Origin of the sequence: Geobacter sp. 60473, from assembly GCF_036323535.1 — a bacterium.
Lineage (GTDB): Bacteria > Desulfobacterota > Desulfuromonadia > Geobacterales > Geobacteraceae > Geobacter > Geobacter sulfurreducens.
The window spans coordinates 2568526-2591296 of the sequence record NZ_AP028967.1; the positions used below are offsets into that span (position 1 = coordinate 2568526).

The window sequence follows — 22771 nt, forward strand, 5'->3', positions numbered from 1 at the left end:
GGAATGAATGTGTAAACCAAGCTTTTCTCAGCGAAGGACGGATGGTACTATGGGCTCAACACGCTGTCAAGCAAAAACTTTTCCTCAAAAGCGGACCTCCTGGAGGCAGAGTCCCTGTGGAGGAGCGGTGGGACCGGCCGGGACGACGCCCGGGCAGGCGACCATGTGCGCCACGTGCTCCGGCGTCAGCTTCCCCCGCCCCACCTCCACCAGGGTACCCACCATGATCCGGACCATGTTGCGCAGAAAGCCCGAGCCATGGACATCCACCGTGAGCATTTCCCCCTCGGCGCCGATCTCCACGGCATCCACCCGGCGGACGGTGGTCCGTGCGGCACAGCCGGCGGTGCGGAAGGAAGCGAAATCCCGCTCCCCTGTCAGGTGGCGGGCCGCTTCGCGCATCGAGGCAAGGTCGAGCGCCCCCCGCACGTGCCATGACTGGAGGCGGACCAGGGGGGAGCGGCGCTCACCCCGATGGATGGTGTAGCGGTAGTGCTTGCCGGTGGCCGCGAACCGCGGGTTGAAGCCAGGAGGAGCCTCATGGGCGCTCCGCACGGCGATGTCCGGTGGAAGCAGGGCATTGAGGCCGTCCGAAAACGCCCGCAGGGGAATCGCCCGGTCAGTGTCGAAGGCGGCCACCATCCCCCGGGCATGGACCCCGGCATCGGTGCGTCCCGACGCACGCAGCCGCACGGGCTCCTTGAGCAGGCGCGCCAGGGCGCCCTCCACCACCTCCTGAATGGAAAGACCGTTGGGCTGCAGCTGCCAGCCGGCATAGTTGGTGCCGTCATATTCGAGTATGAGTTTGATGGTCCGCATGGAAACGTGAAGACGCCCCGCTGGCGGGGCGTCTCGGTGCTGCGTATTTGTGCGTTCGCGAGGTAACCGCTACTTTCCCACCAGGATGCGAAGCATCCGGCGCAGGGGCTCCGCAGCCCCCCAGAGAAGCTGGTCGCCGCAGGTGAAGGCCTGCACGAACTGGGGACCCATCTTCATCTTACGCACGCGGCCCACGGGAACCGTGAGGAGTCCGGAAACCGCCGCCGGCGTCAGCTGGGCGAGGGTGTCGGCCTTGGTATTAGGGATCAGTTTTACCCACTCATTGTCGTTGGCGATGATCTGCTCGATGTCGGCAAGCGGCAGGTCCTTGTTCAGCTTGATGGTGATCGCCTGACTGTGGCAGCGCATGGCACCGACGCGGACGCAGATGCCGTCGACCGGGATCGGGGTGGTGGTACCGAGGATCTTGTTGGTCTCGGCAAACCCCTTCCACTCTTCGCGGCTCTGGCCGTCCTCCACCTCGCGGTCGATCCAGGGGAGTACGTTGCCGGCCAGCGGAAACCCGCCGAACTCCTTCATCGGCATGGAACCGTCGCGCAGGGTTGCGGTCACCTTCTTGTCGATCTCCAGGATCGCCGAGCCCGGATTCTTCAATTCCTCGGCAACCACCCCCTGCAGCACGCCCATCTGGGAGAGGAGCTCGCGCATGTTGGGGGCGCCGGCGCCGGAAGCGGCCTGATAGGTCATGGACGACATCCACTCCACCAGACCGGCGCGGAACAGGCCGCCCAGCCCCATGAGCATGAGGCTGACGGTGCAGTTGCCGCCGACGAAGTCCTTCTGCCCCTTGGCCAGGGCCGCGTCGATGACGTTGCGGTTGATCGGGTCGAGGATGATGACCGCATCGGGCTCCATCCGGAGGGTTGAGGCCGCATCGATCCAGTACCCCTGCCATCCCTGCTTGCGGAGTTCAGGATGAACCGCCTTGGTGTAGTCGCCCCCCTGGCAGGTGATGATGATGTCGAGCTTCTTCAGCTCTGCGATGTCATCGGCGCTCTTGAGCGTTCCCGCGTTCATGGGGGCGGGCTGGCCCGCCTGGGAGGTGGAGAAGAAAACCGGCTCGATGCCGATGCCAAAATCACCCTCTTCCACCATCCGCTGGAGGAGGACCGAACCGACCATGCCGCGCCAACCGACGATTCCGACTTTCATAGGCAGAACTCCTTTTTCGGGAATGAATTGATTGAGCCGTTACAGGGCCGCGATGATCGCGTCGCCCATCTCCTTGGTGTTGACGAGCTTCTCGCCTTCTTTCTGCTGGTAGATGTCGCGGGTCCGGAAGCCCTGGTCAAGCACCGTTGCCACCGCGTTGTCGATGGCGTCGGCCGCGTCGACCATGCCGAAGGAGAACTTGAGCATCATCCCCATGGAGAGGATCTGGGCGATGGGGTTGGCGATGCCCTGGCCGGCTATGTCAGGGGCGCTGCCGCCGGAGGGCTCGTACATGCCGAAGGTCCCCTCGGCCAGGGACGCGGAAGGCAGCATCCCGAGGGAGCCGGTCAGCATGGCCGCTTCGTCCGAGAGGATGTCGCCGAACATGTTCTCGCACAGGATCACGTCGAACTGCTTGGGCCAGCGGACCAGCTGCATGGCGGCGTTGTCCACGTACATGTGGGAGAGCTCCACGTCCGGGTACTCCTTGGCAATGCCGGTGACCACCTCGCGCCAGAGAACCGACGAGGAGAGGACGTTGGCCTTGTCGATGGAGCAGACCTTCTTACCCCGCTTGCGGGCTGCCTGGAAGGCCACGTGGGTGATCCGCTCGATCTCGGGCACGCTGTAGCGCATGGTGTCGAAACCGATCCGGTCGCGCCCTTCGCCTTCGATCCCCTTGGGCTGGGCAAAGTAGATGCCGCCGGTGAGCTCCCGGATGACCAGCACGTTGAAGCCCCCGGCGATCACCTCTTCCTTGAGGGAGGAGGCGCCGGTGAGGGACGGGAAAATGATGGCCGGCCGCAGGTTGGCGTAGAGACCGAAGATCTTGCGTAGCGGCAGGAGCGCGCCCCGCTCGGGCTGCTCGTCCGGAGGGAGCGACTCCCACTTGGGTCCGCCCACGGAGCCGAAGAGGATGGCGTCGGCAGCCTTGCAGATGTTCACGGTGGTTTCGGGGAGAGCTTTCCCCTCGATATCAATACCTGCGCCACCCACGTTTGCGTGGGTCCGCTCGAACTTCACGTCGTATTTTGCCTCCACGGCATCCAGCACCCGGAGCGCCTCGGCCATCACCTCGGGACCGATGCCGTCGCCGGGAAGAACCGCCACCTTGAAAACCTGAGCCATCCGAACCCCCTTCTTGCAGTAAAAATTACAAAAGTTCTCAATTCTATTGGTGAATACAAATGGTTGTCAACAAAAATCCGGAAATCCGAAAAGGGGCCCGACACCGCTACCGGAAGTATTCCATGTGGATCGAGGTGTTCAGGTGCGAGGTATAGAAGAGCGCCACCAGGGAGAAAATGAAACAGACCACGTAAAACCAGGCGGCCCGCTCGCCGCTCCAGCGGAAGAAGCGGCGGAGGTGGAGGTGGATGCCGAAGAGGATCCAGGTAATGAGGGACCAGTTTTCCACCGGGTCCCACCCCCAGAACCGTCCCCACGATTTGTAGGCCCAGATGCTGCCGGCCAGCATGGCGATGGCCCAGATGATGAAGCCGAAGCCGGCGAAGCGGTAGGCGTGAAGATCCAGGCTCTCCAGGTCCGGGAGCCGCTGGAGCCAGGCAAAGGGGGTACGCTTTTTAAGGACAAGAAAGATGGAGCAGGCCAGTGCGATGAGGATGGTGCCGAGGGCGATCTTGTAGAAGGCAATGTGGATCACGAGCCAGATGCCGCTGAAGGTGGGGGGAAGCGTGCGGATCTGGACATCGAAGAAAAGACCCAGGGCGATCATCAGGAAGACGGACGGGAAGACCACGACACTGGCCGGACGGACCCGTGGATAGAGGCGCTGGAAGCACATGAAAACCGTGAGGGCGATCCAGGCGTCGGAGGAGAGGACCTCATTGCGGGAGAGGTAGGGGCCGTGCCCCGTCACCCACCACCAATAGGCGATGACAACGCTGTGGATCATCCACCCTGCGGAGATCAGGCGGTAGCTCCACCGCTCGGCCGGCTCGTTCCTGAAGAGCAGGCCGTAGACATTGACGACGGTGGCGACGACGTAGATGACGACGGCGGCCCAGTGGGCCCCCACGTAGGCGGCGAATGAAGGTGTCGGCGTCATGGTTTCCCCTTTCCGTTCAGTTCCTGGAGCAGGGCCTCGCCCTCATCCCGGTAGAAATCGCCGAACCGGGTCGTCCGCCAGGCAACGCGCCAGCCGGGCGCTGCCAAGGTGGCCGCCAGTTCGCGGGGCGGGGTGCAGAAGGCCAGGGCCGCCCCCAGGACAATGAGAAAGAACCCCAGGAACACGCCGGACATGCCGGTGAGTTTCACGAAGATGATGGTTGTCCAGCGCTGGACGCCGGCAAGTCGCACCCGGTACTCGCCGAGGGTGCCGGTGCCCCCCGGCGTGAGGGTGACCCGCCCCGTTTCCCGCTCGTCGTCCATCATCCGGAGGACAAGGAGGGGGCGGTCGCTGTCGATCCTCTTCCGTTCCGCATCCACATAGTATTTTGCCTGGAGCTTGAGGGGGCTCCAGGGGAAGCGGAAATCATTGTAACCGGCCTCCTCCAGGCTCTCTGGATGATTGATGGGGAGACGGAAGATCTCGCTGCGGCCGGCGGGATCGGCGAACTCCACGCTGAAGGCGTCCCCCGCGTCGGTGGACTGATACACCACGATTCCCCGCCGGCTCACCATGGCGTTCACTTCCACGGTCGCACGATGTTCGGGCGCGCCGGGAGGAAGAAAACTCAGATCCGATGCGATCTGCCTCACCTTGTGATTGGGACGGAAGGTGAGGCGCACCCGATCGAGGCGGACCGGCTCCGGCAGCGCGAGCCTTCCGGCCAGGAGCCCCCTCTCCTCCACGGCCCAGGGATCGGTCGGGGAGAACACCTCCCCCTCGAACATGGTGTGGGACCCCCGCTGCTGGGTGAGGGCGATGAGGAGCGAGGCGGCGATGACTGCCACCATGCCGCCGTGGAGAAAGGCATTGCCCCAGTATCCCCAGGGGTGCTTGACGAAGCGGAGTGTCTCGCCCGACGCGAGGGGCAGGTAGCCACGGCGCCTGAGCAGGGCCGTCAGTTCTTCCCGCCCGACTTGAACCATTCCCCCCACCTCAACGGCAGGCGCCGGGGCAAAGGTCTTCCGCCAGGCGGACCGGCACTGCTCCGCGGTGGAGAGGGTCAGGGAAACAAGGGCAAGCAGGAGAATGCCCGCGAACCAAGGAGTGGTGAAGACATGATGAAGCCCCAGGGCCCCGGCCAGGGTGACCAGGGACGGATATGCCCGATGCCATGCCACCATCTGATCGGGAGTGGCGAGGAACGCCTGGGGCACCAGGGACGCCGCCACGACGGCCGCCAACAGGAGCGCAATCAGGGTGATGACTGTTGTCCGTGAAAGAAAGAATCGCCTGATATCCATGAAGATCGGGGTGATCCGGGATGATTGATGAGTGCCGTCGCTTCAGCTTACCGCCGTTGGCCGTCCGTCGCAAGGCGGTTTCGCGGGGAGGACTGCCTGACTCGGTCCTCCCCGCGAAACCACGCTCCAACGCATTGTCAGTACCAGGTCTTCGAACCGTGGTTGTAGCTGCAGACCGTCCCGCAGGTGCGGGTGGTGGGGTTCCAGGTGGACAGCGTCACGTTGACCTTGGTGGCCCGGGTAGAGACGGTCGACGGCGTGTGGTTGCCCGGCCCGTGGGTGCCGTCGGTACGTCCGGTGCCGTAGGTTCCGTGACAGGTGCTGCAGGCCACCCGGTGGTCCGACTTGCCGTGCTGGCCGGCGATGTTCGGGAACGTGGAGCCGGTTGGGCGCCCCAGATTGACGCCGGTAGCGCCGGCGGTGCCGTGGCAGGAAGAGCAGTCGGCAACGCCGTAGGGGCTCTTCACCACATGGCACGAACGGCAGTCCGGCGCCGTATAGTTGGGAGACGTCCCGGCCGGATAGGGGGCAGTTGCGCTGGCATTGGCGTGGCAGCCCGAACACTGGGCCGTGGTGGGGGCCGGCGACTTGTGGGTGTAGTAAGGAACCGCGTGGCCGCCCGAAGCCTCCACAACTCCGTTGATATGCTTCGATGCGTCGGTGAAGCCGGTGCCCGAGGCGTTCACGTGGGGGTGACAGCCGGTGCAGTCGGTGGCCACCTTGCCTGTATGAACGGAAGTTGCCGGCGGGAAGCCGTGGCAAGTGCCGCAACCGGTGAGAGTCGCTCCCCATACGGGGCTCTTTGTGGTGCCGCCCGTGAGGGTTGCGCCGTGGCAGTAAACAGTGGCGCAGGTCTTGGTTCCGGCTGTCCAGGTGGCCGTGGCCCCCACCCGAGCATTGGTGGTGTCCAGGTTCACATCAATGGCTCCATTGGTGTGGAGCGTCGATCCGGCCTTGATGGCGGTGCCCGTGGTCGTGGTGTTCGCGTGGCAGAGGGCACAGTCGGCGGCCGCGGCCACGTGCTTGGCGTGGCTGTTGGCCAGGGCCGTACCGGAGCCGCCGCTGGCGTAGTCGGGGGTGCCGAGGGAACTGGAAAGTCCGTGGCAGCCGTTGCACCCCATGGCCGCACCGTTCCAGGCAGGGGCCGGCGGCTGCGGCGCCGCGGCCTTGCCCGAGGAGTGGCATGCCGTACCGGAGCAGGTCTTTGCCGTGACGTTCCAGGTGCCCCCCCCCACGAAAGCCACGGTCTTGGTCCCGTCCACATGGGCAGCCACGCCGGTGATCGCACGATCGTTGCCGGTGCTGACCGGCCCGTTGTGGCAGCGGGCGCATTCGATGGTGGTGCCGAGCACCGCTGCGGCGTTCACGTGCTGGGCGTGCAGCCCGGTGGCGATGGGTCCGGCGGATGAGGCATTGCCGCCGTGACAGCCGGAGCAGTCGGCCGGCAACGTACCGCCCCACACGGCCAAGGTCCTGGCGGCCCCGCTGTTGCCGTCGCTGTGGCAATACATGGCCGTACAGGTGCCGTTGCGGTTGGCGGCGGTGGTCTGGCTCGGCAGGTAATTGGGATAGTTCAGGTTGGCGGTCTTAGAGTAAGTTCCCGTCGTGTTGGGAGCAACGGTGAAGCGAAGGAGCAGCCCCCGGTTGCCGGCGCTGGATGCATGGGCAAAAGGCTTGGCCTCCGCCGTGTGGTCCGGGTGGCACTTGATGCAGGAACCGGTGCCGGTGCTGTAGTAGTCGCCGTGCTTCTTGCCGGAGCCGGCCGCTGCCGAAGGATGGCTCCCGTCGGAAGGGGGAAGCCCATGGCAGGAAGAGCAGCCGGCGGGCACGGTGAGGGGACCGCTGCTCCAGACAGGAGTGGTCTTCTCGAAGTGGCAGTTGACGTTGGAACAGGTTCCCATGACCGGGTTGGAAGTCTGGTTGAAGAAGACCCCCTTGCCGTAGGTTGCCGCCAGGGGCGACGCATTGATGTTCGACGCCATCTCGATGGTGCCGTTCATGTGGTCCATGGCGTAGGACCCGCTGCCGGTGTGACAGACGGCGCAGGCTCCCGCCGGGGCTGTTGCGGGCTGATGGGTCTGATGGCTCCCCTTGAACCCCCCGGTGGTGATGTTGCGATAGGCCGCGTCGATGGGGGGCATGCCGTGGCAGTCGCTGCAGGTGGAGGCCGCAGCCGCCGTATCCGCCAGGCCGACGGCAAGCATCAGGGCCAGTGCCCCGACAAACGCGCTGCCCACCCCTTTCCTGTCGCTCTTTGTATCGATCGCCATCGTCTTTCCCTTTCCGGCAGAACGGAACTGAAACGGACGTTCCCTCAAGTGTAGCAGAACGTTGTCCGGATGCCGGGCCGGAGAGAATCTTCCTTCCGGCCGGTGGCAAAGTTTCCTACTTGGTGGTGCTCCACTTCCTGGACGGCTTGAAGTGACAGTTCACGTTAAAGCAGCTGCCGGTGACGTTGGCACCGCCGTCGAGAAGCTTGCCGTCGTACTGCTGGGGCCCCAGCGGCAGGCTATGGTTGAACTTGAGCCGGTCGCGGACATCCACGGTGATCTTGCTCGGGGTTACCGGCAGTGCCATCTGGTGGGTGGCCGGGTTGAGCGAGCCGTTGCCGTGACACATGGTGCAGTTGGCCCAGCCTTCCGCCGGGACGGCGGTCTTGGACACGTGCTTGGCCACCACGTGGGCGCCGCCGCCACCCGCGTAGTTTTCGGGCTTGCCGGCCGCGTAGTTGCCCGTACCGGTGACGAAGCCTGCCGGAACCGGCGGGTAGCCGTGGCAGGAGTCGCAGGCGGTGACCGGGGCAAAGGCGTAGGCACCCCCCTTGTGACCGTGGCAGGAGAGGCAGTTCTTAGTCGGGTGGCCGTCCATGGCCTGGCCGGAACGGAAGTGGCTGGTGGCGGTGTGGCAGACCTGGCAGAGGCCGTCATAGGGAGCCACGGTCTTCACGAACCCGCTGGAGAGGTTGGTGAAGGTGATGGTCTTTCCCCCAATGGAGGTGCGGACCATGGCCAGGTTCGTGGTGCCATGGGGGTCGTGGCACGACTTGCAGAGGCTCGTGGCCGCGCCTCCGGCGGTGGTCACGTGGGACAGCACATTTTGCTCGTTGGGGGTCGGCACCTTGACCGGGTCATTATGGCACGAGGCGCACTGGGTGTTGTCGTTGGGGAGCGTGAGCCGCACGGCATCGCCCAGGACGCCGGAAACGTGTGCTCCGTTGGCGTCGTGACAACTCTCGCAGGCGCGGCTTGCGCTGTAGTTGACCGCCGCCTGGCCATGCCCCCTGCTGGCGTAGTTGGCCTTGTAGGGAGCGGCCACGCCGTTGGGGAGAACCGACGGAGTCGCCGCGTGGCACGATGTGCAGGCAATGCGGGTGGTGCTGGTCCAGGCCGGGAGCGCACCGGGGTGGCATTTGACGCAGGCGCTGCCTGCGGCATTCAGGACCTGGACGGTGCCGTCGGCGTGCTTCGCGTCGGGCTGGGTGGCGCTGTAGTCATGGCAGCTCTGGCAGGCGGCCGTGGCTGTCCCCAGGTAGCTGCCGGGACCATAGGCGCGGGAGAGGTGGGTCGGGTGATTGAGGGTAGCGATGGGTGCGGTGCTCGTTACGCCGCCGCCGTGGCAACCCGTACAATCGGCCGGCAGGGTCCCGCCCCAGACCGGCTTGGCGGTGCCGTGACACGAAATATTGGAGCAGGTCTTGGTGGACGCGGCCCAGGTGGCGGTGGTGCCGGCCTGGGTATTGAAGTTCACGTCTATGACGCCGTTGGTGTGAATCGTCGAGCCGGCTTTGATGGCAGCTCCGGTGGTGGAGGTGTTGGCGTGGCAGACGCCGCAGTCGGCGGCGATGGCCACGTGCTTGCGGTGGCTGTTGGCCAGGGGGAGGCCGGCGCCTGCATTGGCGTAATTGGGCTCGCCGGCGATGCTCGTGAAGGTGCCGCCGGTTATGCCGTGGCAGCCGTTGCACCCCATGGCCGTACCGCTCCAGGCAGGGGTCGGCGGCTGGGGAGCCGTGGCCTTGCCCGAGGAGTGACAGGTAGTGGCGGAACAGGTTTTGGCGGTGGCGTTCCAGGTGCCGCCCCCCACAAAGGCGACCGTTTTGACGCCGTCAACGTGGGCAGCCACACCGGTAACCGCGCGGTCATTGCCGGCGCTGACCGGTCCGTTGTGGCAGCGGGCGCATTCGATGGTGGTTCCGAGGACCACTGCGGCGTTCACATGCTGGGCGTGCAGCCCGGTGGTGATGGGAGCGGTCGACGCAGCGTTGCCCCCGTGGCATCCGGTACAGTCGGCAGCAAGTGTCCCGCCCCAGGTGGCGGTGGTCCTGGCTGCGCCGCCGTTGCCGTCGCTGTGGCAGTACATGGCGGAACATGAACCGTCCCGCGCGGGATTGCGGCTCGGAAGGTAGTTGGGATAGGCAAGATTGGCCGTCTTGGAGTAGGTACCGCCGTTGTTGGGGGCCGCGGTGAAGCGGAGCGAAAGGGGCCGCTTGCCGGCGCTCGTGGCATGGGCAAAGGGCTTGGCCTCCACTGTGTGGTCCGGGTGGCACTTGACGCAGGAACCGGTGCCGGTGCCGTAGTAGTCGCCGTGCTTCTTGCCGGCGGCCAGAAGCGATGGATGGCTGCCGGTGGCAGGGGCCGAGCCGTGGCAGACGCCGCAGTCCGTGGGGGAGACGAGCTTGGCTCCCGCCCAGGTGGGGGTGGTCTTCTCGAAATGGCAGTTGACGTTGGAGCAGGTCCCCATGACCGGGTTGGAGGTCTGGTTGAAGAAGACCCCCTTGCTGTAAGTCGCCGCCAGGGGAGATGCATTGATGTTGGAGGAGAGCTCCACCTTCTCGTTCATGTGGTCTGTGGTAAAGGCGGCGCTGCCGGCGTGGCAGACGGCACAGTCTGTGGCCGTGGCCGCTGCCGGCTGATGGGTCTGGTGGCTCCCCTTGAACCCGCCGGTGGTGATGTTGCGGTAGGCCGCGTCGGTGGGGGGCATGCCGTGGCAGTCAGTACAGATGGAGGCGGCCCGGGCATGGCCGCCGAGAACAAGCGCCAGTGCCAGCGCCGCTACCGTCGAGACGATCTTTCTCACTGCAATACTCCTTCCTTTCACGTCCATTGCTTCATCTCCGCGGCTCGGTCGGCTCGCTTTCGACCTGCCAGACTGCCGGACAACCCTGCGGCGCCAGGCCTGTTATTTCGTCGTGCTCCACTTCTTCGAGGGTTTGAAGTGGCACCTGACATTGAAGCAGCTGCCGGTGGCGTTGGCGCCTCCGTCCAGAAGCTTGCCCGAGTACTGCTGGCCTCCCAGCGGCAGGGCATGGTTGAACTTGAGCCGGTCGCTCGGGTCGATGGTTACCTTGCTTGGCGTAACCGGCAGGACCATGGTGTGGGTAGCCGGGGAAAGAGAACCGTTGCCGTGGCACGGAGTGCAGTTAGCCCAGCCCTCCGCCGGCGAGGCCGTTTTCGGCACATGCCTGGCCACCACGTGGGCACCTCCGCCCCCGGCGTAATCCTCGGGCTTCCCGGCCGCGTAGTTGCCCGCGCCGGTAACAAACCCGGCCGGCACTGGCGGGTAGCCGTGGCACGAGTCGCAGGTTCCGCCTCCCACCGGTTGGAAGGCGTAGCTCCCCTGATGGGAGTGGCAGGAGAGACAATTCCTGGTGGGGTGCCCATCCATGGCCTGGCCGGCACGGAAGTGGCCGGTGGCGGTGTGGCAGACCTGACAAAGGCCGTCATAGGGGGCCACGGTCTTCACAAACCCGCTGGACAGGTTGCTGAAGCTGATGGCCTTGCCACCGATGACCGTCCTGATCATGGCCAGGTTGGTGGTGCCGTGAACGTCGTGGCAGCTCGAACAGAGGCTTGTTGCCGCCCCGCCCTTGGCAGTCACGTGCGTGGCAAGGTTACGCTTGGCCGCGGTCGGAACCTTGGCCGCATCGCCATGGCAGGAGGCACAGAGGGCATTGTTGTTGGGAAGGGTGAGCCGTGTTGCATCCCCCGAAACGCCGGAGATGTGGGGCGCATCGGGGTTATGGCAGCTTTCGCAGGCGCGGCTGGCGGCATAGGTGGCGGCGGGCTGTCCATGGCCGCTCACCGCGTAGCGGGCCTTGTAGGGAGCGGCCACACCGTTGATGACCGAGGGGACGGCGGCGTGACAGCTGGTGCAGGCGAACCGCGTCGCGACCGTCCAGGAAGCGCCCTGGGGATGGCAGCCGGTACAGGCAGAAGCCAGGAGATCGACAGAGCCGTTCACGTGCTTGGCCGTAGTGTAGTCATGGCACTTCTGGCAGGCGGTGAGCGCGGTACCGAGCTTGACCCCGTAAGCAGCCGAGAAGTGGGTGGTGTGAAGGCCCGTGGCAATGGTCTGGCTGCTGGTCGCAGCGATGGCGGGCGACGTGGCGTGGCAGGAGCCGCAGGTGCCCGTGGCTGGATTGGTCCAGACCGGCGTCGTGACCGGCGCCCCGGCGCTCCCCGAGGTGCCGCTGGAATGGCACCGGCTGGCGGAGCAGGATGCGGTGGCCGCGTTCCAGGAAGTGCCGGCGGCCAGCGGGTTCGTCGCGCTGAAGGAAACCGTTTTCACGCCGTCGGCGTGTCGGCTCCGGTCGGATATGGTGACGTTGTCGCTCACGGTTGCCGCATGACAGAGGGCACAGCCGTACCCTTTGGCCAGGTGTACGGCGTGGGCGTTGGTGGCGGGCTGTGCCGCGTGGCACGATGCGCAGCCGGTGATGGTACCAGAGCCGTTGGTCCAGGCCGGCACCGGTTTCAGGGTCAGGACCGGCGTGAGCGCGCTGTTGCGCGGGGCGCCGTCGCTGTGACAGTAGATGGCGGAACAGGTGCGCGAAGCTGAGTTGTAAGCCGGTGCGGCGCCGGCCGTGGCCGCCACGAGACCTGCCGTAGCCCTGAAAACATCCTGGAACGTGCCGGTATTGTGACTGTTCCCCTGGTGACACTGGACACAGCCGTAGCCGTAGTCGGCCCCGCCCCCGGCGTGGCGCCGGTGGGGGGTGGCAGCCTCGCTGATGCCGGTAGCGGCATAGCCGGACGCGGCACCGTCAGGACCGCCCGTGGCTGAGCTCCGGGGAGGATTGCCGTGACAGGAAGTGCAGCTGGCGCCGGCTGCGGAGAAGGCGCCGGCGCCGTTGCCGTGGGAATGGCAGGCCGCGCAGTCGGCCGCGGTGCCCGTGGCGAGTGCATGCTCCGCCGGATAGCTGCCGCCGGTGGGGACAGGGTGGCATGCCTGGCAGATGCCGGTGCCGGCCGGATTCTTGTAGAGACGGCGGGCCGCCGCGGTGTACTGGAGGAACACCTTCCTGCCGCGCACGGCTCCGAACGAGGACGAGGCGTTGATGTAGCGGTTCACCAGGAAGACGTTGGGCACGGTGCCGTCCGCCAGGTCCACGTGGCCACCGTGACAGTCGGCGCACTGGATGTTCTGCCCCTTGGCCCCGTGGTTCGGCAGCCGGTGGCAGTTGGTGCAGATATTGACCGACGCGGCAGTGACGCCCCTCAGGTCGGTCCGCAGAAGAAACCCGGCCGACGGGGTCAGCGTGCCGTGCCCCGAATGGTTGTCGAAGGTGGCGCTGTTGGAATCGGCGTAGTGGACCCCGTGGCAAGTGGAGCAGAGGACCATGCCGTTCACGAGCTTCATGGCGGCAGTGGGGTTGGCCGGGTTAGCATTGACCGGCGCCGGATGGAACCCTGCGGGGGCTTTTGCCGCTGCGGCCCCGTAGTTCACGCTCACCGGGTGGGTCCCCCGCGTGTGGTCCGACGTATTGCGTACCCGGTGGCAGTCCAGACAGAGCTGATCCTGATCGTTGGCCCCCCGCAGGTAGGGGGGGTAGGTGTTGTTGTGGGGATCGTGGCAGCGGGTGCAGGAGAGCACGCCAGTCGTCGCGCCGGCCGTGAGCCCCGCCGAGAGCGGCGGCAGGGCGCCGGCGGGAAGCACCGTGTCGGAGCCGGTCCAGGCATGGGAATTCTGGTAGATGATGCCGCGACGGGTTCCCGTGTACGTGCCGAAGGGATTGGCCATGTCGTTCATGGTGAGGGGGCGATTCCCGCCCAAGGGTACACCGGGCCGGTGGCAGGAAAGACAGATATTGTTGTAGCCGGTACTCCCCAGGGTGAGATGGGAGGAGTGGCAGGTGGAACAGGTAAAACCGCTGACCGCGCCGTGGGGAGGATCAATGGCCCGGGCAGCCGCGACCAGAACCAGTGTTGCGGCCAGCGCCACGGCACCGGACCGCATCAGTTTCTCAACGAACGACTGCCGCCGGGGGCGAAGGTTGCCAAGATCACACCTGTTCATAGCGATCCCCCTACCAGGTTTGAACGCCGATGGACTTACGCAGAATCAGTATAGCATCCTGCAGGTCAATCTTCCCGTCGGGGCGGACCATGCCGTTGACCAGGGGGCCCACGTCGGCTGCGGCGTAGTCGTCGGCGGTCGGCGCCACGGCCCCTACCGCGATCCTGAGAACCCGCAGGACGTCTGCGATGGTTACCGTGCCATCGCTGTTCACATCACCCGTCGGCACGGGGGCAGACAGGCTCCGCGCCGTGACGTTGCCGGCAGCGTCGGTGGCGGTAATCCGCAGGGTCGCCGGGTCATGGGGCGTACCGGCGAGATTGATGCTCCAGGCCCCATCGGAGGAGGCGAACAGGCCGAGAGTGCCGGACCGATCGCTTACCATCACCGTGGCATCCCGGCCGGCGGTGCCGGCAAGGACGGCCGGCGGCGGCGAGGTCTGACCGGCGATGAGCAGCAACGGCGGAGTCCGGTCGACCACCAGGTTGCGGGTGGTGCTGGCAGAGGCACCGGTTGCGTCGGTAGCGGTCACGGTCACGGCATGGGCCCCTTCGAGCCCCGCCGGCACCGTAAGGCTGAAGGCGCTGCCGGTCAGGGTAACCGGCACGGCAGCCCCGTCCACGGTGGCAGAGAGGGTTACGCCATCTTCCACGGCACCCGAGATGACGATGCTTTCGGCAACGGTTGCCAGGTCTTCGGCCGGCGAGACGATTACCGCCTGGGGTGCGTCGGCATCGTAGAAGACCGTGCGCTTGAGGCGCGCCGTGGCTCCCGACGAGGCGGCAGCGCCGATCTCGATGGTGTTCAGGCCAGGGGCGAGAGTCACCCGCCTGCTCCAGCCCGTATCGCTCACCGTGGCGACTACGCCGTTCACCGTCACGGTGACGCCGGCCGGGGCGGTGCCGGCAACCTCCACAACGGGCGTCCTCGTGCGGCTGCCATCGGAGGGCGCAACCACCGCCAGTTCGGGCGCAGCCGGATCAAAGGTAACGCTGCGGCCGTCGGTTACGCTGTTGCCGGCCTGGTCGGAGGCCGTGACCGTTAGCGTGGTGACGCCGTTGGCAAGGACCAGCGGCATACTGGCACTACCGTTCACCAGCGTCACAGCCTTGCCGTTGACCGTAACGCCCTGGAGGTGAGGATCAACGGCGGCGATGGTCACGTTGTGGACCCTGACCCCGCTCCGGCTTCCATTGGCGAGGGTGGAGACCACCAGTTGCGGCGCGCGGGTATCCACGGTCACCACCAGGCTTTCTGAGGCGCCACCCGTTGAGAGGGTTATGAGATTGGCGCCCTCGGCGAGGCCGCTCAGCACACTGCGCCAGGTGGAGGAAGTGGGATAGGTGACGGCGGCGGTTGCTCCCGTCGTCCCGTTGAGAATCGCAAGGGACACGCCGGCGGCGCGGGAACCGGTCAGGGTGACGCTGGTGGTGTTCAGCAGGGGCGGGACGGGACCGATGGAGAAGAACGTATTGGTCACAGTCAGCACCACCGACCCGCCGACGGTGGCAATATTGCCAGCCGCGTCAACGGCCTGCACCGTAATACTGTTGAGACCGGGAGTAAGGGCGACAGTGGCGCTCCAGCCCGAGCCGCTCGTTACGGCCGGCTTGGCGACCCCGCCGTTTACCGACACCGTCACCGTGGCCCCGGCCTCTACGGACCCGCCCACGGCCAGCGAGGCGGTCAGGGTCGACACGGGTAGCGGATCAAGGGTGATCGCCGGCGGAGTCGTATCCACCGGCAGATAGCCTGCGCCGATGCCGTACAGCACCATGTCGCCGGCGCCGTTGGCCACCACGAGCCGACTGCCCGCGGCATCGAACAGGGCATCGGAGGGTGCGTTCAACAGGCCGGTGCCGGCGCCGTAGGAACCGATGAACGCGAGGAACGCGCCGCTTCCTGCCGGGTCGATCACCTGGACGGTGCTCTGGAAGGAGTCGACCACGTACATTCTGAGCAGCGTGGGGGTTGCGCCGGCCGAATACTCGAAGGTGATGCCCTGGGGCAACGTGAGTTTGAGGGGGCCGGACCCGAAGGAACAAAGGGTCCTCTGAAAGATGCCGTTTGTGTCAAAAAACTGAATGCGTCCGTTCAGCGAGTCGACAACGGCCAACTGACCGGAAATCTTCTCATAGGCAATGCCGGTCGGCATATTGAACTGGCCACTGCCAAAGCCGGCCGTTCCGAAACGGCTCAGGTAGTCACCCGTGGCAGTGAATACCTGGACGCAGTTACCCAGACTGTCTGTTACGTAAATCCTGCCTGCCGCATCCAGAACAACACCGTTGGCCATCTTGAATTGTCCCGTGCCGGAACCCAGACGGCGCAACTCTTTCCCGGTCTGGTCCATGAGGGCCACAAAATCGCCCTGGCTCACCACCAGGTTTCCCGTCGCGGTAAGTGCAACCCCCTGGGGCGCCTTGGCAGTGGGGATCAACCGGTCGAAACGGCCGGTGGAGGTGAAGCGCACGATACCGCCGCCCCGGGAATCGGTGACATACAGGTTGCCGGAAGAGTCTGTGGCGAGACGGACCGGAGACCGGAGACCGTCCGTCACTGACGGCAATGGTGTCACCTGCGGCGGAGTCGCCGCCAGGCCGCCCGCAATGCCGACCGCTTGGACACCAACAATGACAACCACCACCGCCAACAGCTTCCGGACCATACCTGCCATCACCCGAGCCTCCAGGTGCCCCGCGCCTGCCGCTTCCCGCCGTATGACGGGCATAGAAAAGCCGGGGCCACTTATCCTTCGGATAATTCGGCATCCCGGCTGTCTCTAGGAGACCCTAGGCTTTCCGCCCCGCCCTCGCGGGCGGTTTAGTCTTATCGTGTATCCAGTATTTATTTTGTTACTTTTGTGTTTTATTTATGCAATCAACAAGCCAATCAGCAGAAATGGCACAGAAAAAAACAAAAAGCCGGGAGCCTCATATCATCAGATACTTCGGCATCCCGGCCATCTCTTTGAGACCCTGGGCTTTCCGCCCCATCCTCGCGGATGGTTTAGTCTTATCGGCTATCCAGCTACAAAGCTATTATTTCGGATATGTCTACCGGTTATCAAAATTTAAACAAAAAAGCAACAAAACAACAATTATTATTGCCTAATCGGCTCTTGGCGTCTTCATCGGCGAAATCACCGGATGCCCGGACGCGGATCGGGCCCAACCATTCAGGAAAACACCCGCGATGAGCACCCGGTCATGCAGCCCGCCAGGACCGGAAAACGACCGGCAGCCAATGACGGCTGCCGGCCACGTCTTCCACTACCTGTGCTCGTCGCAGGCACTGGTGAGGGCGGTGCAGTTCCCCTCCCCGTAGGAGGTCGGCGACGATGCCTTCCTGAAGTTCGTCATGACCTGCGCCTTCTTGCCGGTGGAATCGATATAAGCATAGGGCGCGGGGTCGGAGTTGTAGCCGATGAACCGGCCGTGGTTCAGGCCGTGCGGACTCACCGAATGGCACGCGACACAGGCCACATTGTTCTCGTGGTCGCTTTCGCTGTGAACGTTGTTGTACCAGCCGCTGGAGCCGCCACTTCCCTTGAGGGGGTGACACCTGGCGCAGAACAGGGTGGTCTGCCAGTTGCCTGTGTTGTTCCGCACGTCTCCCAAGGTCCAGAGCTTGCCGTCGGAGCGCGCGGGCCAGGTGGTGCCGGTAATCAGCATGGACTTACCGGTCGAGCCGGGGGTGTGACAGTCGCTGCACTTCATCACCTGGGTGCCGACGGCGGTCCAGGGTGCCTTCATCTGGTTTGCCCGCAGAGCCCGCGGCGCGGCGGAGCCGGTCTGGCTGTTGAGGGGCACCTGGACCGGGTGGGCCGACGCGTTGGCCGGGTTGAACTCCCGGGCCTTGTCGGTAAAGGGCTTGCCCGACGGGCCGACGATGGCGCTCACGCCGTTGGTGGCGGAGAACGCATAGGTGGAGTGACACTTATAGCACAGCTGGTACTCCTTGGTCGCAGGCTGCACGGCCGTGTACCCGGTCGGCGAGGTCCACGCCGCCGTAGCATTCGGCTGGACCCCGTCGTACTGGCTGAAGTTGGCGACGTAGTCGCCGTGCTTGTCCAGGTGGGACTGGGCGCCGTGGCAATTGGAACAGGCATACTGCTGGCCCGCCACACCGGCGGTGATGGTGTCCATTACATCCTGGTTCGTGCTGTTGTGACAGGTCTGGCAGACGGTGGCCGCAAAGCCGCCGTGTTGTGTGATCAGGTTGTTCTTATGACAGAAGGAGCAGGTCCCCTGCCCCACCGCGGCCACATGCCCCGCCATGGCCGGAACGGCCATGGCGAGCAGTGCTGAGAATGTCATGACTATGCGTTTCATAGGGCTCCTCCATTGATCGGTCGGTTGGATGTGGTTCACGTCTCGCCTCCCCGCTACTGCACCAGGAAGGCCCCCTCGGCAACGTAGAGGCTGCTCGAGGTGGTGGTGACACGGAACTTCATCCAGCCGTAGCCGTTCATCCGCTGCGCGATGGAGGTGACGTCGATATCTTTCCAGCCGGCGCTGCTCGTGCTGTAGCTCACCGAGTAGCTGCTGTTCACCGATGTGCCGTTGGACTGGTACGGATAGATGCTCAGCGTCCGCGACGAACTAATGGAGGAGACATACAGCCGCAGCACTACCTTGCTTGCGGTCAGGGCGTCGCGGTTCAGCTTCATGGCGATGACATAGTTCTCGCCGCTCCTGTACTGCAGCAGATACCGGTCTGCAAGGTTGCTGTCGCGGAACTTCGAGGTCAGGTCGGTGCTGTTGCTGTCAGAGGAGGTGACGCTGCTCAGCCGCTGCAGGTACAGCACCTGGTCCGCAAACACCGAACTGCTGCCCGCCTGGCTCTGAACCGTCACCACCGCCGTGTCGCTGGCCGTGTCGCCGCTGTTGTCGGTCACGGTAAGGGTCACCGTGTAGGTGCCTGCCGTGGTGTAGGTTTTGGTGACGCTCACCCCGCTTCCCGTGGTGCCGTCGCCGAAGTTCCACACATACCCCACGATACTTCCGTCAGGATCGCTGGAGCCCGAACCGGAGAAGGTGATGGCCTGGCCGACAGTAACGGTCCGGTCAGCCCCCGCGTTGGCCGAAGGGCCCCGGTTGGCGCCGCCGTGGATCATGGTGTGGCAACTGCGGCAGTTCTGCTGGATTCCAGCCATGCCGTCGCTGATGGTCTTGACGTACAGCTCATTGGTGCTCGTGTGGCAGCCGTTGCAGTAGACCGGTGTGGCGGCCTTCTCATGGGCTGTCACCGCATTGTCCGAATGGCACTGGCCGCAGTTGGGGGCGGGCAGTCCCACCATGTCGTGCTGCCCGGCGTGGTTGCCGAAGCCGCCGATGGCGCTGTGGCAGTCAGCACAATAGACCAGCGTGCCGCCCAGCCCCTTCTGCACCGCCGCCGTCACCGACGCGTTGTCGCTGGCGTGGCAGGCCGCGCACTGAAAGCCCTTCACAGCGTGCAGCTCAACCAGGTTCGGAATATGACAGGAGCTGCAGTCGCCGTACGGGACCAGCACCTTGCCGTCGTGGGCGCTCTGGTGGGTCACCTGGCCGTGGCAGTCCACGCAGGAGACCGCCTGGCCGTTCCGCCCCGCGGCAATGGCCTGCTGGACCGCCGTGCTGCTGCTGGAGTGGCAGGTGGCGCAGGTAGACGTGCGGGTCAGGTGCTCGTCGAGTACGCTCTTGGTGTGGCACTGGGCACAGGCCGGAGAGGCAAGCGCCTGATCGTGCTGGGCCACGTGGTTAACCGCGCCGTGGCAGCTGGCGCAGGAGACCGTGATCCCGGCGCGGCCGTCGCTTATCGTCTTCTGCACCGCGGCGTTGGTGCTGTTGTGGCAGGTGGCGCAGGTAGAAGAGCGGTTCGTGTGCTCGTACACCACGCCCTGGCCATGGCACGAGGCGCAATCGGCAGGGGTGGTCACCTTGTCGTGCTGCTGGACGTGGTTCACGTTCGCGTGGCAGTTGGAGCAGTAGACCGTGGTGCCCGCCTTGCCGGCGGCAATGGCCTGCTGGACCGCGGGAGCGGCGCTCGAGTGGCAGGTGGCGCAGGTTGAAGCCCGCGAAAGGTGCTCGTTCACCACCCCCAGGTTGTGGCACTGGGCACAGTCGGCATTGGCCATGGCCTTGTCGTGCTGCTGGATGTGGTTCACGGCGCCGTGACAGTTGGCGCAGGAAACCATGGTGCCGGTCCGGCCGAGGGTGATCGTCTGCTGCACCGTGGTGCTGGAACTGTTGTGGCAGGTGGCGCAGGTGGAGGTCCGGTTGGTGTGCTCCTGGACCGGCCCCTGATTGTGGCAGCCGGAGCAATCCGCCGGCGTGGAAACCTTGTCGTGCTGAAGCACGTGGTTCACCGTGCCGTGACAGGTGACACAGTACACGGCGATGCCGGCCCGGCCGTCGGCGATGGCTTTCTGCACCGCGGGCTGGGTGCTGGCGTGACAGGTGGCGCAGGTGGAGGTCCGGTTCAGGTGTTCGAAGACGACCCCCTGGGCGTGGCACTGCACGCAGTCGGGAGAGGGGAATGCCCTGTCATGCTGGGTGATGTGGTTTACCGCGCCGTGGCAGGTGATACAGTTGACCATGACGCCGGCCCGGCCGTCGGTGATGGCCTTCTGCACCGCGGGAGCCGCGCTGGAATGGCAGGTGGAGCAGGACGACGTTCTGCTCAGGTGTTCGGCCACGGGGGTCTGGGTGTGGCACTGGGCGCAATCGGCAGCGGTGGCAACCATGTTGTGGGCCGCAGCGTGGTCCACTTGGCCGTGGCAGACGATACAGTCGGTGATCACCTCGATGGTGAATCCGCCCGATCCGTCGGGAATCGCCCGGTGGCACTGGAGGCAGGTGATGCCCTTGCTGCTGGCTACCGCATGGTGCTGCTGGGGAATAGAGCCGTAGGTGCTCCCGGTGTGGCACGTCGTGCAGTCGGTTGCGGCAAGAGCCCGGGCATCCCGGACAATTCCCGGACCGGCCGTCAGCATGACGGCTACCCCCCACAGGCACATCAGAATCTGCGGGAAAATGGTGATAATCCTCGACCTGTTCAAAGCGCAAAGTCCTCCTTTCAATGATTCTTCACACTGGCGGGTTAACAATACAAATACACAATTCAATATACAGCGATGTCAAAAACACATCACAGGCGGAACAAATTAACGCATCTTACTTAAAAAAACAAGGGAAAAAATACGACAAATCAACACATTGCAGCGTTTACAGAGATACGGAAAGGCTCCTCAAAACACGCATAAAATCAAACAAGTGCGGCATCTCAACTGTCATTTAACCGTCATGTCCGGCGAAATAGCCGGACAATGCAATGTAACTGCGCAACTGACGGCACATGAGAGAACGCTAAGCAGTACTTGTGCCAAACTGCCCACAGAATGACAGATGCCTTCAAAAATTCGACACACGCGAGTGTCCTCACAGGGTTATGGTTGCCGGGAGCAAAAGAAAACACAACGGCCCGGTCATCTTCGCGATAAGACCGGGCCGTGAAAAGCCGTGTCCGGGGGAACAGTGGCGGGGACGATCAGGGGATCGGCGCAACCGCGTGGGGATGGGCTGCGCCCGTGCGCTCGCCGACCGCGCGCAGCAGCGCCTTTACCTCGGCCGGCATCTCCTTTCCCTCCTTGAGCATGGCCCGCATCTGGCCGGCCAGGTAGGAATGATTGATGAGGAGATCCAGTACCGAGAGCATGAATTCCTGCTTCCATGCCGATAGCTGGTGCAGGTTCTGGAATTTGTGCATGAAAAACTGCTGGGACGCCTTGCCGAGTTGGCGCTCCAGCTCTTCCAGGGTCATGTGCTTCGGCTTGATGACCGGCTCCACCAGGTTGTACTTGCGGTAGTCCTTGGTGGCCACGTACTCCTCCAGTTGGGGATAGAGCTCGGCGTAGGGCCAGGGCGCTATGGCCAGGAAAAAGGCCATGTCGGGATTGTAGTGCTTGGCCAGCTCAATGGTCTGGGCAATGGATTCCGGCGTATCGTCGGGCATGCCGAGCACGAAGGAGGTTTCCGAGACGATGTCGGCGTTGTTGATCAGGTCGATAGCCTGCTTGGACTGCTCCACCTGGGTGTCCTTCTTGAAAAGGTCCAGGGTCTCCTGGGTGCCGGCCTCCACCCCCACGTAGATATGCTCGACGCCCCCTTCCCGGTACCTGTCCATAATGTCCGCATCACGCAGGATGTCGTCCACCCTCGTTTCCATGAGGAGCTTGACCGGAACCTGCCGCTCGATCATCAGGTCCAGGATGCGGACCCATCGCTGCCGGTCAAAGGTGGGAATCTCGTCCGAAAGCATGGCCACCTGGACGCCGTGCACGGTGTGGAGCATCTCAAGCTCCGCCACGAAGTTCTCGGCGGAGCGGGCCCGCCACGACTGTGACCAGAAGAGCTGCTGGGAACAAAAGGAGCACTGCTGCTTGCACCCCCGGGACGAGGAGACGATGGCGAGCCGGGCGTCGTTCTTTGCCCGGTAGGTGTAAATGGGCCATTCCACCAGATCCCAGGCCATGGGGAGCCCGTCAAGGTCGTGAATGTAAGGCGCCCGCGGCGTTACCACCACGCCGCCGTCCCGCCGGAAGGCGAGCCCTTCCACCTTGTACGGATCGTCTCCGGCATTGAGGCAGGTACAGAGCCGGGGCAGCGTTACTTCACCCTCGCCCCGGACGATGAAGTCGACGGCGTCGTGGTCATGGGCGAGGATCTCGTCGTAGCAGAAGGTGGCGTGCACATTGCCGAGCACGGTCACGATGCCGGGATCGATCTCCTTGGCGAAGCGCAGCAGCCTGATCGCGTCGACGATGGACGCGGTGAAGGCGGTGGTGGCCACCACGTCGGGGCGGAACGCCTCGATCCGCCTCCTGATGTCGGGCCACGTGTGCCACAGGGACATGGCATCATAGTAATCGACCTCATACCCCGCTGCCCTGAGAGACCCGGCGATGTAGACAAATCCGACATTAAGCCAGGTGCCGGCTGATTCCACGACCCCCGAGTGATAGGGGGGCGTGATGAGCGCCACACGCTTTATTTTTTTCATCAATAGCTCCTCTATTCCATAACAGGCGGAAACCGCAACGGGTTGCCTAAAGCAAAAAATGGACCGCGTTTAA

12 protein-coding genes and 2 riboswitches are annotated in these 22771 nt (G+C 64.6%); all 12 genes read right to left on the reverse strand.

Annotated features, from left to right (window positions below):
- Window positions 1–84: 84 nt before the first annotated feature.
- The 12 genes from truA to AABA48_RS11785 all read right to left on the reverse strand — a co-directional run bounded on the left by truA (window position 85) and on the right by AABA48_RS11785 (window position 22698).
- Window positions 85–819 carry a tRNA pseudouridine(38-40) synthase TruA gene (truA, locus tag AABA48_RS11730; RefSeq protein ID WP_286350603.1) on the reverse strand — a complete coding sequence of 245 codons (735 nt, stop codon included), beginning with the start codon at window positions 817–819 and terminating at the stop codon, window positions 85–87.
- Between the two features lie 69 nt (window positions 820–888).
- On the reverse strand, window positions 889–1992 hold the full coding sequence (gene asd, locus AABA48_RS11735; protein WP_286350604.1) for an aspartate-semialdehyde dehydrogenase: 1104 nt from the start codon (window positions 1990–1992) through the stop codon (window positions 889–891).
- Window positions 1993–2031: 39 nt separating this feature from the next.
- Window positions 2032–3120: a 3-isopropylmalate dehydrogenase gene (gene leuB, locus AABA48_RS11740; protein WP_286350605.1), complete on the reverse strand. Its 1089-nt coding sequence runs from the start codon at window positions 3118–3120 to the stop codon at window positions 2032–2034.
- Between the two features lie 106 nt (window positions 3121–3226).
- On the reverse strand, window positions 3227–4060 hold the full coding sequence (locus tag AABA48_RS11745; RefSeq protein WP_286350606.1) for a cytochrome c biogenesis protein: 834 nt from the start codon (window positions 4058–4060) through the stop codon (window positions 3227–3229).
- A complete protein-coding gene (locus AABA48_RS11750; RefSeq protein WP_286350607.1) occupies window positions 4057–5364 on the reverse strand; it encodes a cytochrome c biogenesis protein ResB in 1308 nt (435 codons plus the stop codon). Before AABA48_RS11750 ends, AABA48_RS11745 begins: the two co-directional genes overlap by 4 nt.
- Window positions 5365–5501: 137 nt before the next feature.
- A complete protein-coding gene (locus AABA48_RS11755; protein ID WP_286350608.1) occupies window positions 5502–7634 on the reverse strand; it encodes a CxxxxCH/CxxCH domain c-type cytochrome in 2133 nt (710 codons plus the stop codon).
- 115 nt (window positions 7635–7749) lie between these two features.
- Window positions 7750–10437 (reverse strand): CxxxxCH/CxxCH domain c-type cytochrome, encoded by a 2688-nt coding sequence (locus tag AABA48_RS11760; protein ID WP_286350609.1) that lies wholly within the window; start codon window positions 10435–10437, stop codon window positions 7750–7752.
- A gap of 102 nt (window positions 10438–10539) precedes the next feature.
- On the reverse strand, window positions 10540–13656 hold the full coding sequence (locus AABA48_RS11765; protein ID WP_286350610.1) for a cytochrome c3 family protein: 3117 nt from the start codon (window positions 13654–13656) through the stop codon (window positions 10540–10542).
- A 10-nt stretch (window positions 13657–13666) separates the two neighbouring features.
- The gene (locus AABA48_RS11770; RefSeq protein ID WP_286350611.1) at window positions 13667–16333 is read right to left on the reverse strand and encodes a 6-bladed beta-propeller; all 2667 of its coding nucleotides are present in this window, start codon (window positions 16331–16333) and stop codon (window positions 13667–13669) included.
- Window positions 16334–16419: 86 nt separating this feature from the next.
- Window positions 16420–16494: riboswitch (cyclic di-GMP riboswitch) on the reverse strand.
- A 111-nt stretch (window positions 16495–16605) separates the two neighbouring features.
- A riboswitch (cyclic di-GMP riboswitch) is annotated at window positions 16606–16680 on the reverse strand.
- Window positions 16681–16928: 248 nt separating this feature from the next.
- Entirely contained in the window at window positions 16929–17990 is a 1062-nt protein-coding gene (locus tag AABA48_RS11775) for a cytochrome C (RefSeq protein ID WP_286350612.1), read from the reverse strand.
- 53 nt (window positions 17991–18043) lie between these two features.
- Window positions 18044–20698, reverse strand: a complete 2655-nt coding sequence (locus AABA48_RS11780) for a PKD domain-containing protein (RefSeq protein ID WP_338270416.1) — start codon at window positions 20696–20698, stop codon at window positions 18044–18046.
- Window positions 20699–21186: 488 nt separating this feature from the next.
- Entirely contained in the window at window positions 21187–22698 is a 1512-nt protein-coding gene (locus tag AABA48_RS11785; protein ID WP_010943517.1) for a B12-binding domain-containing radical SAM protein, read from the reverse strand.
- Window positions 22699–22771 lie beyond the last annotated feature (73 nt).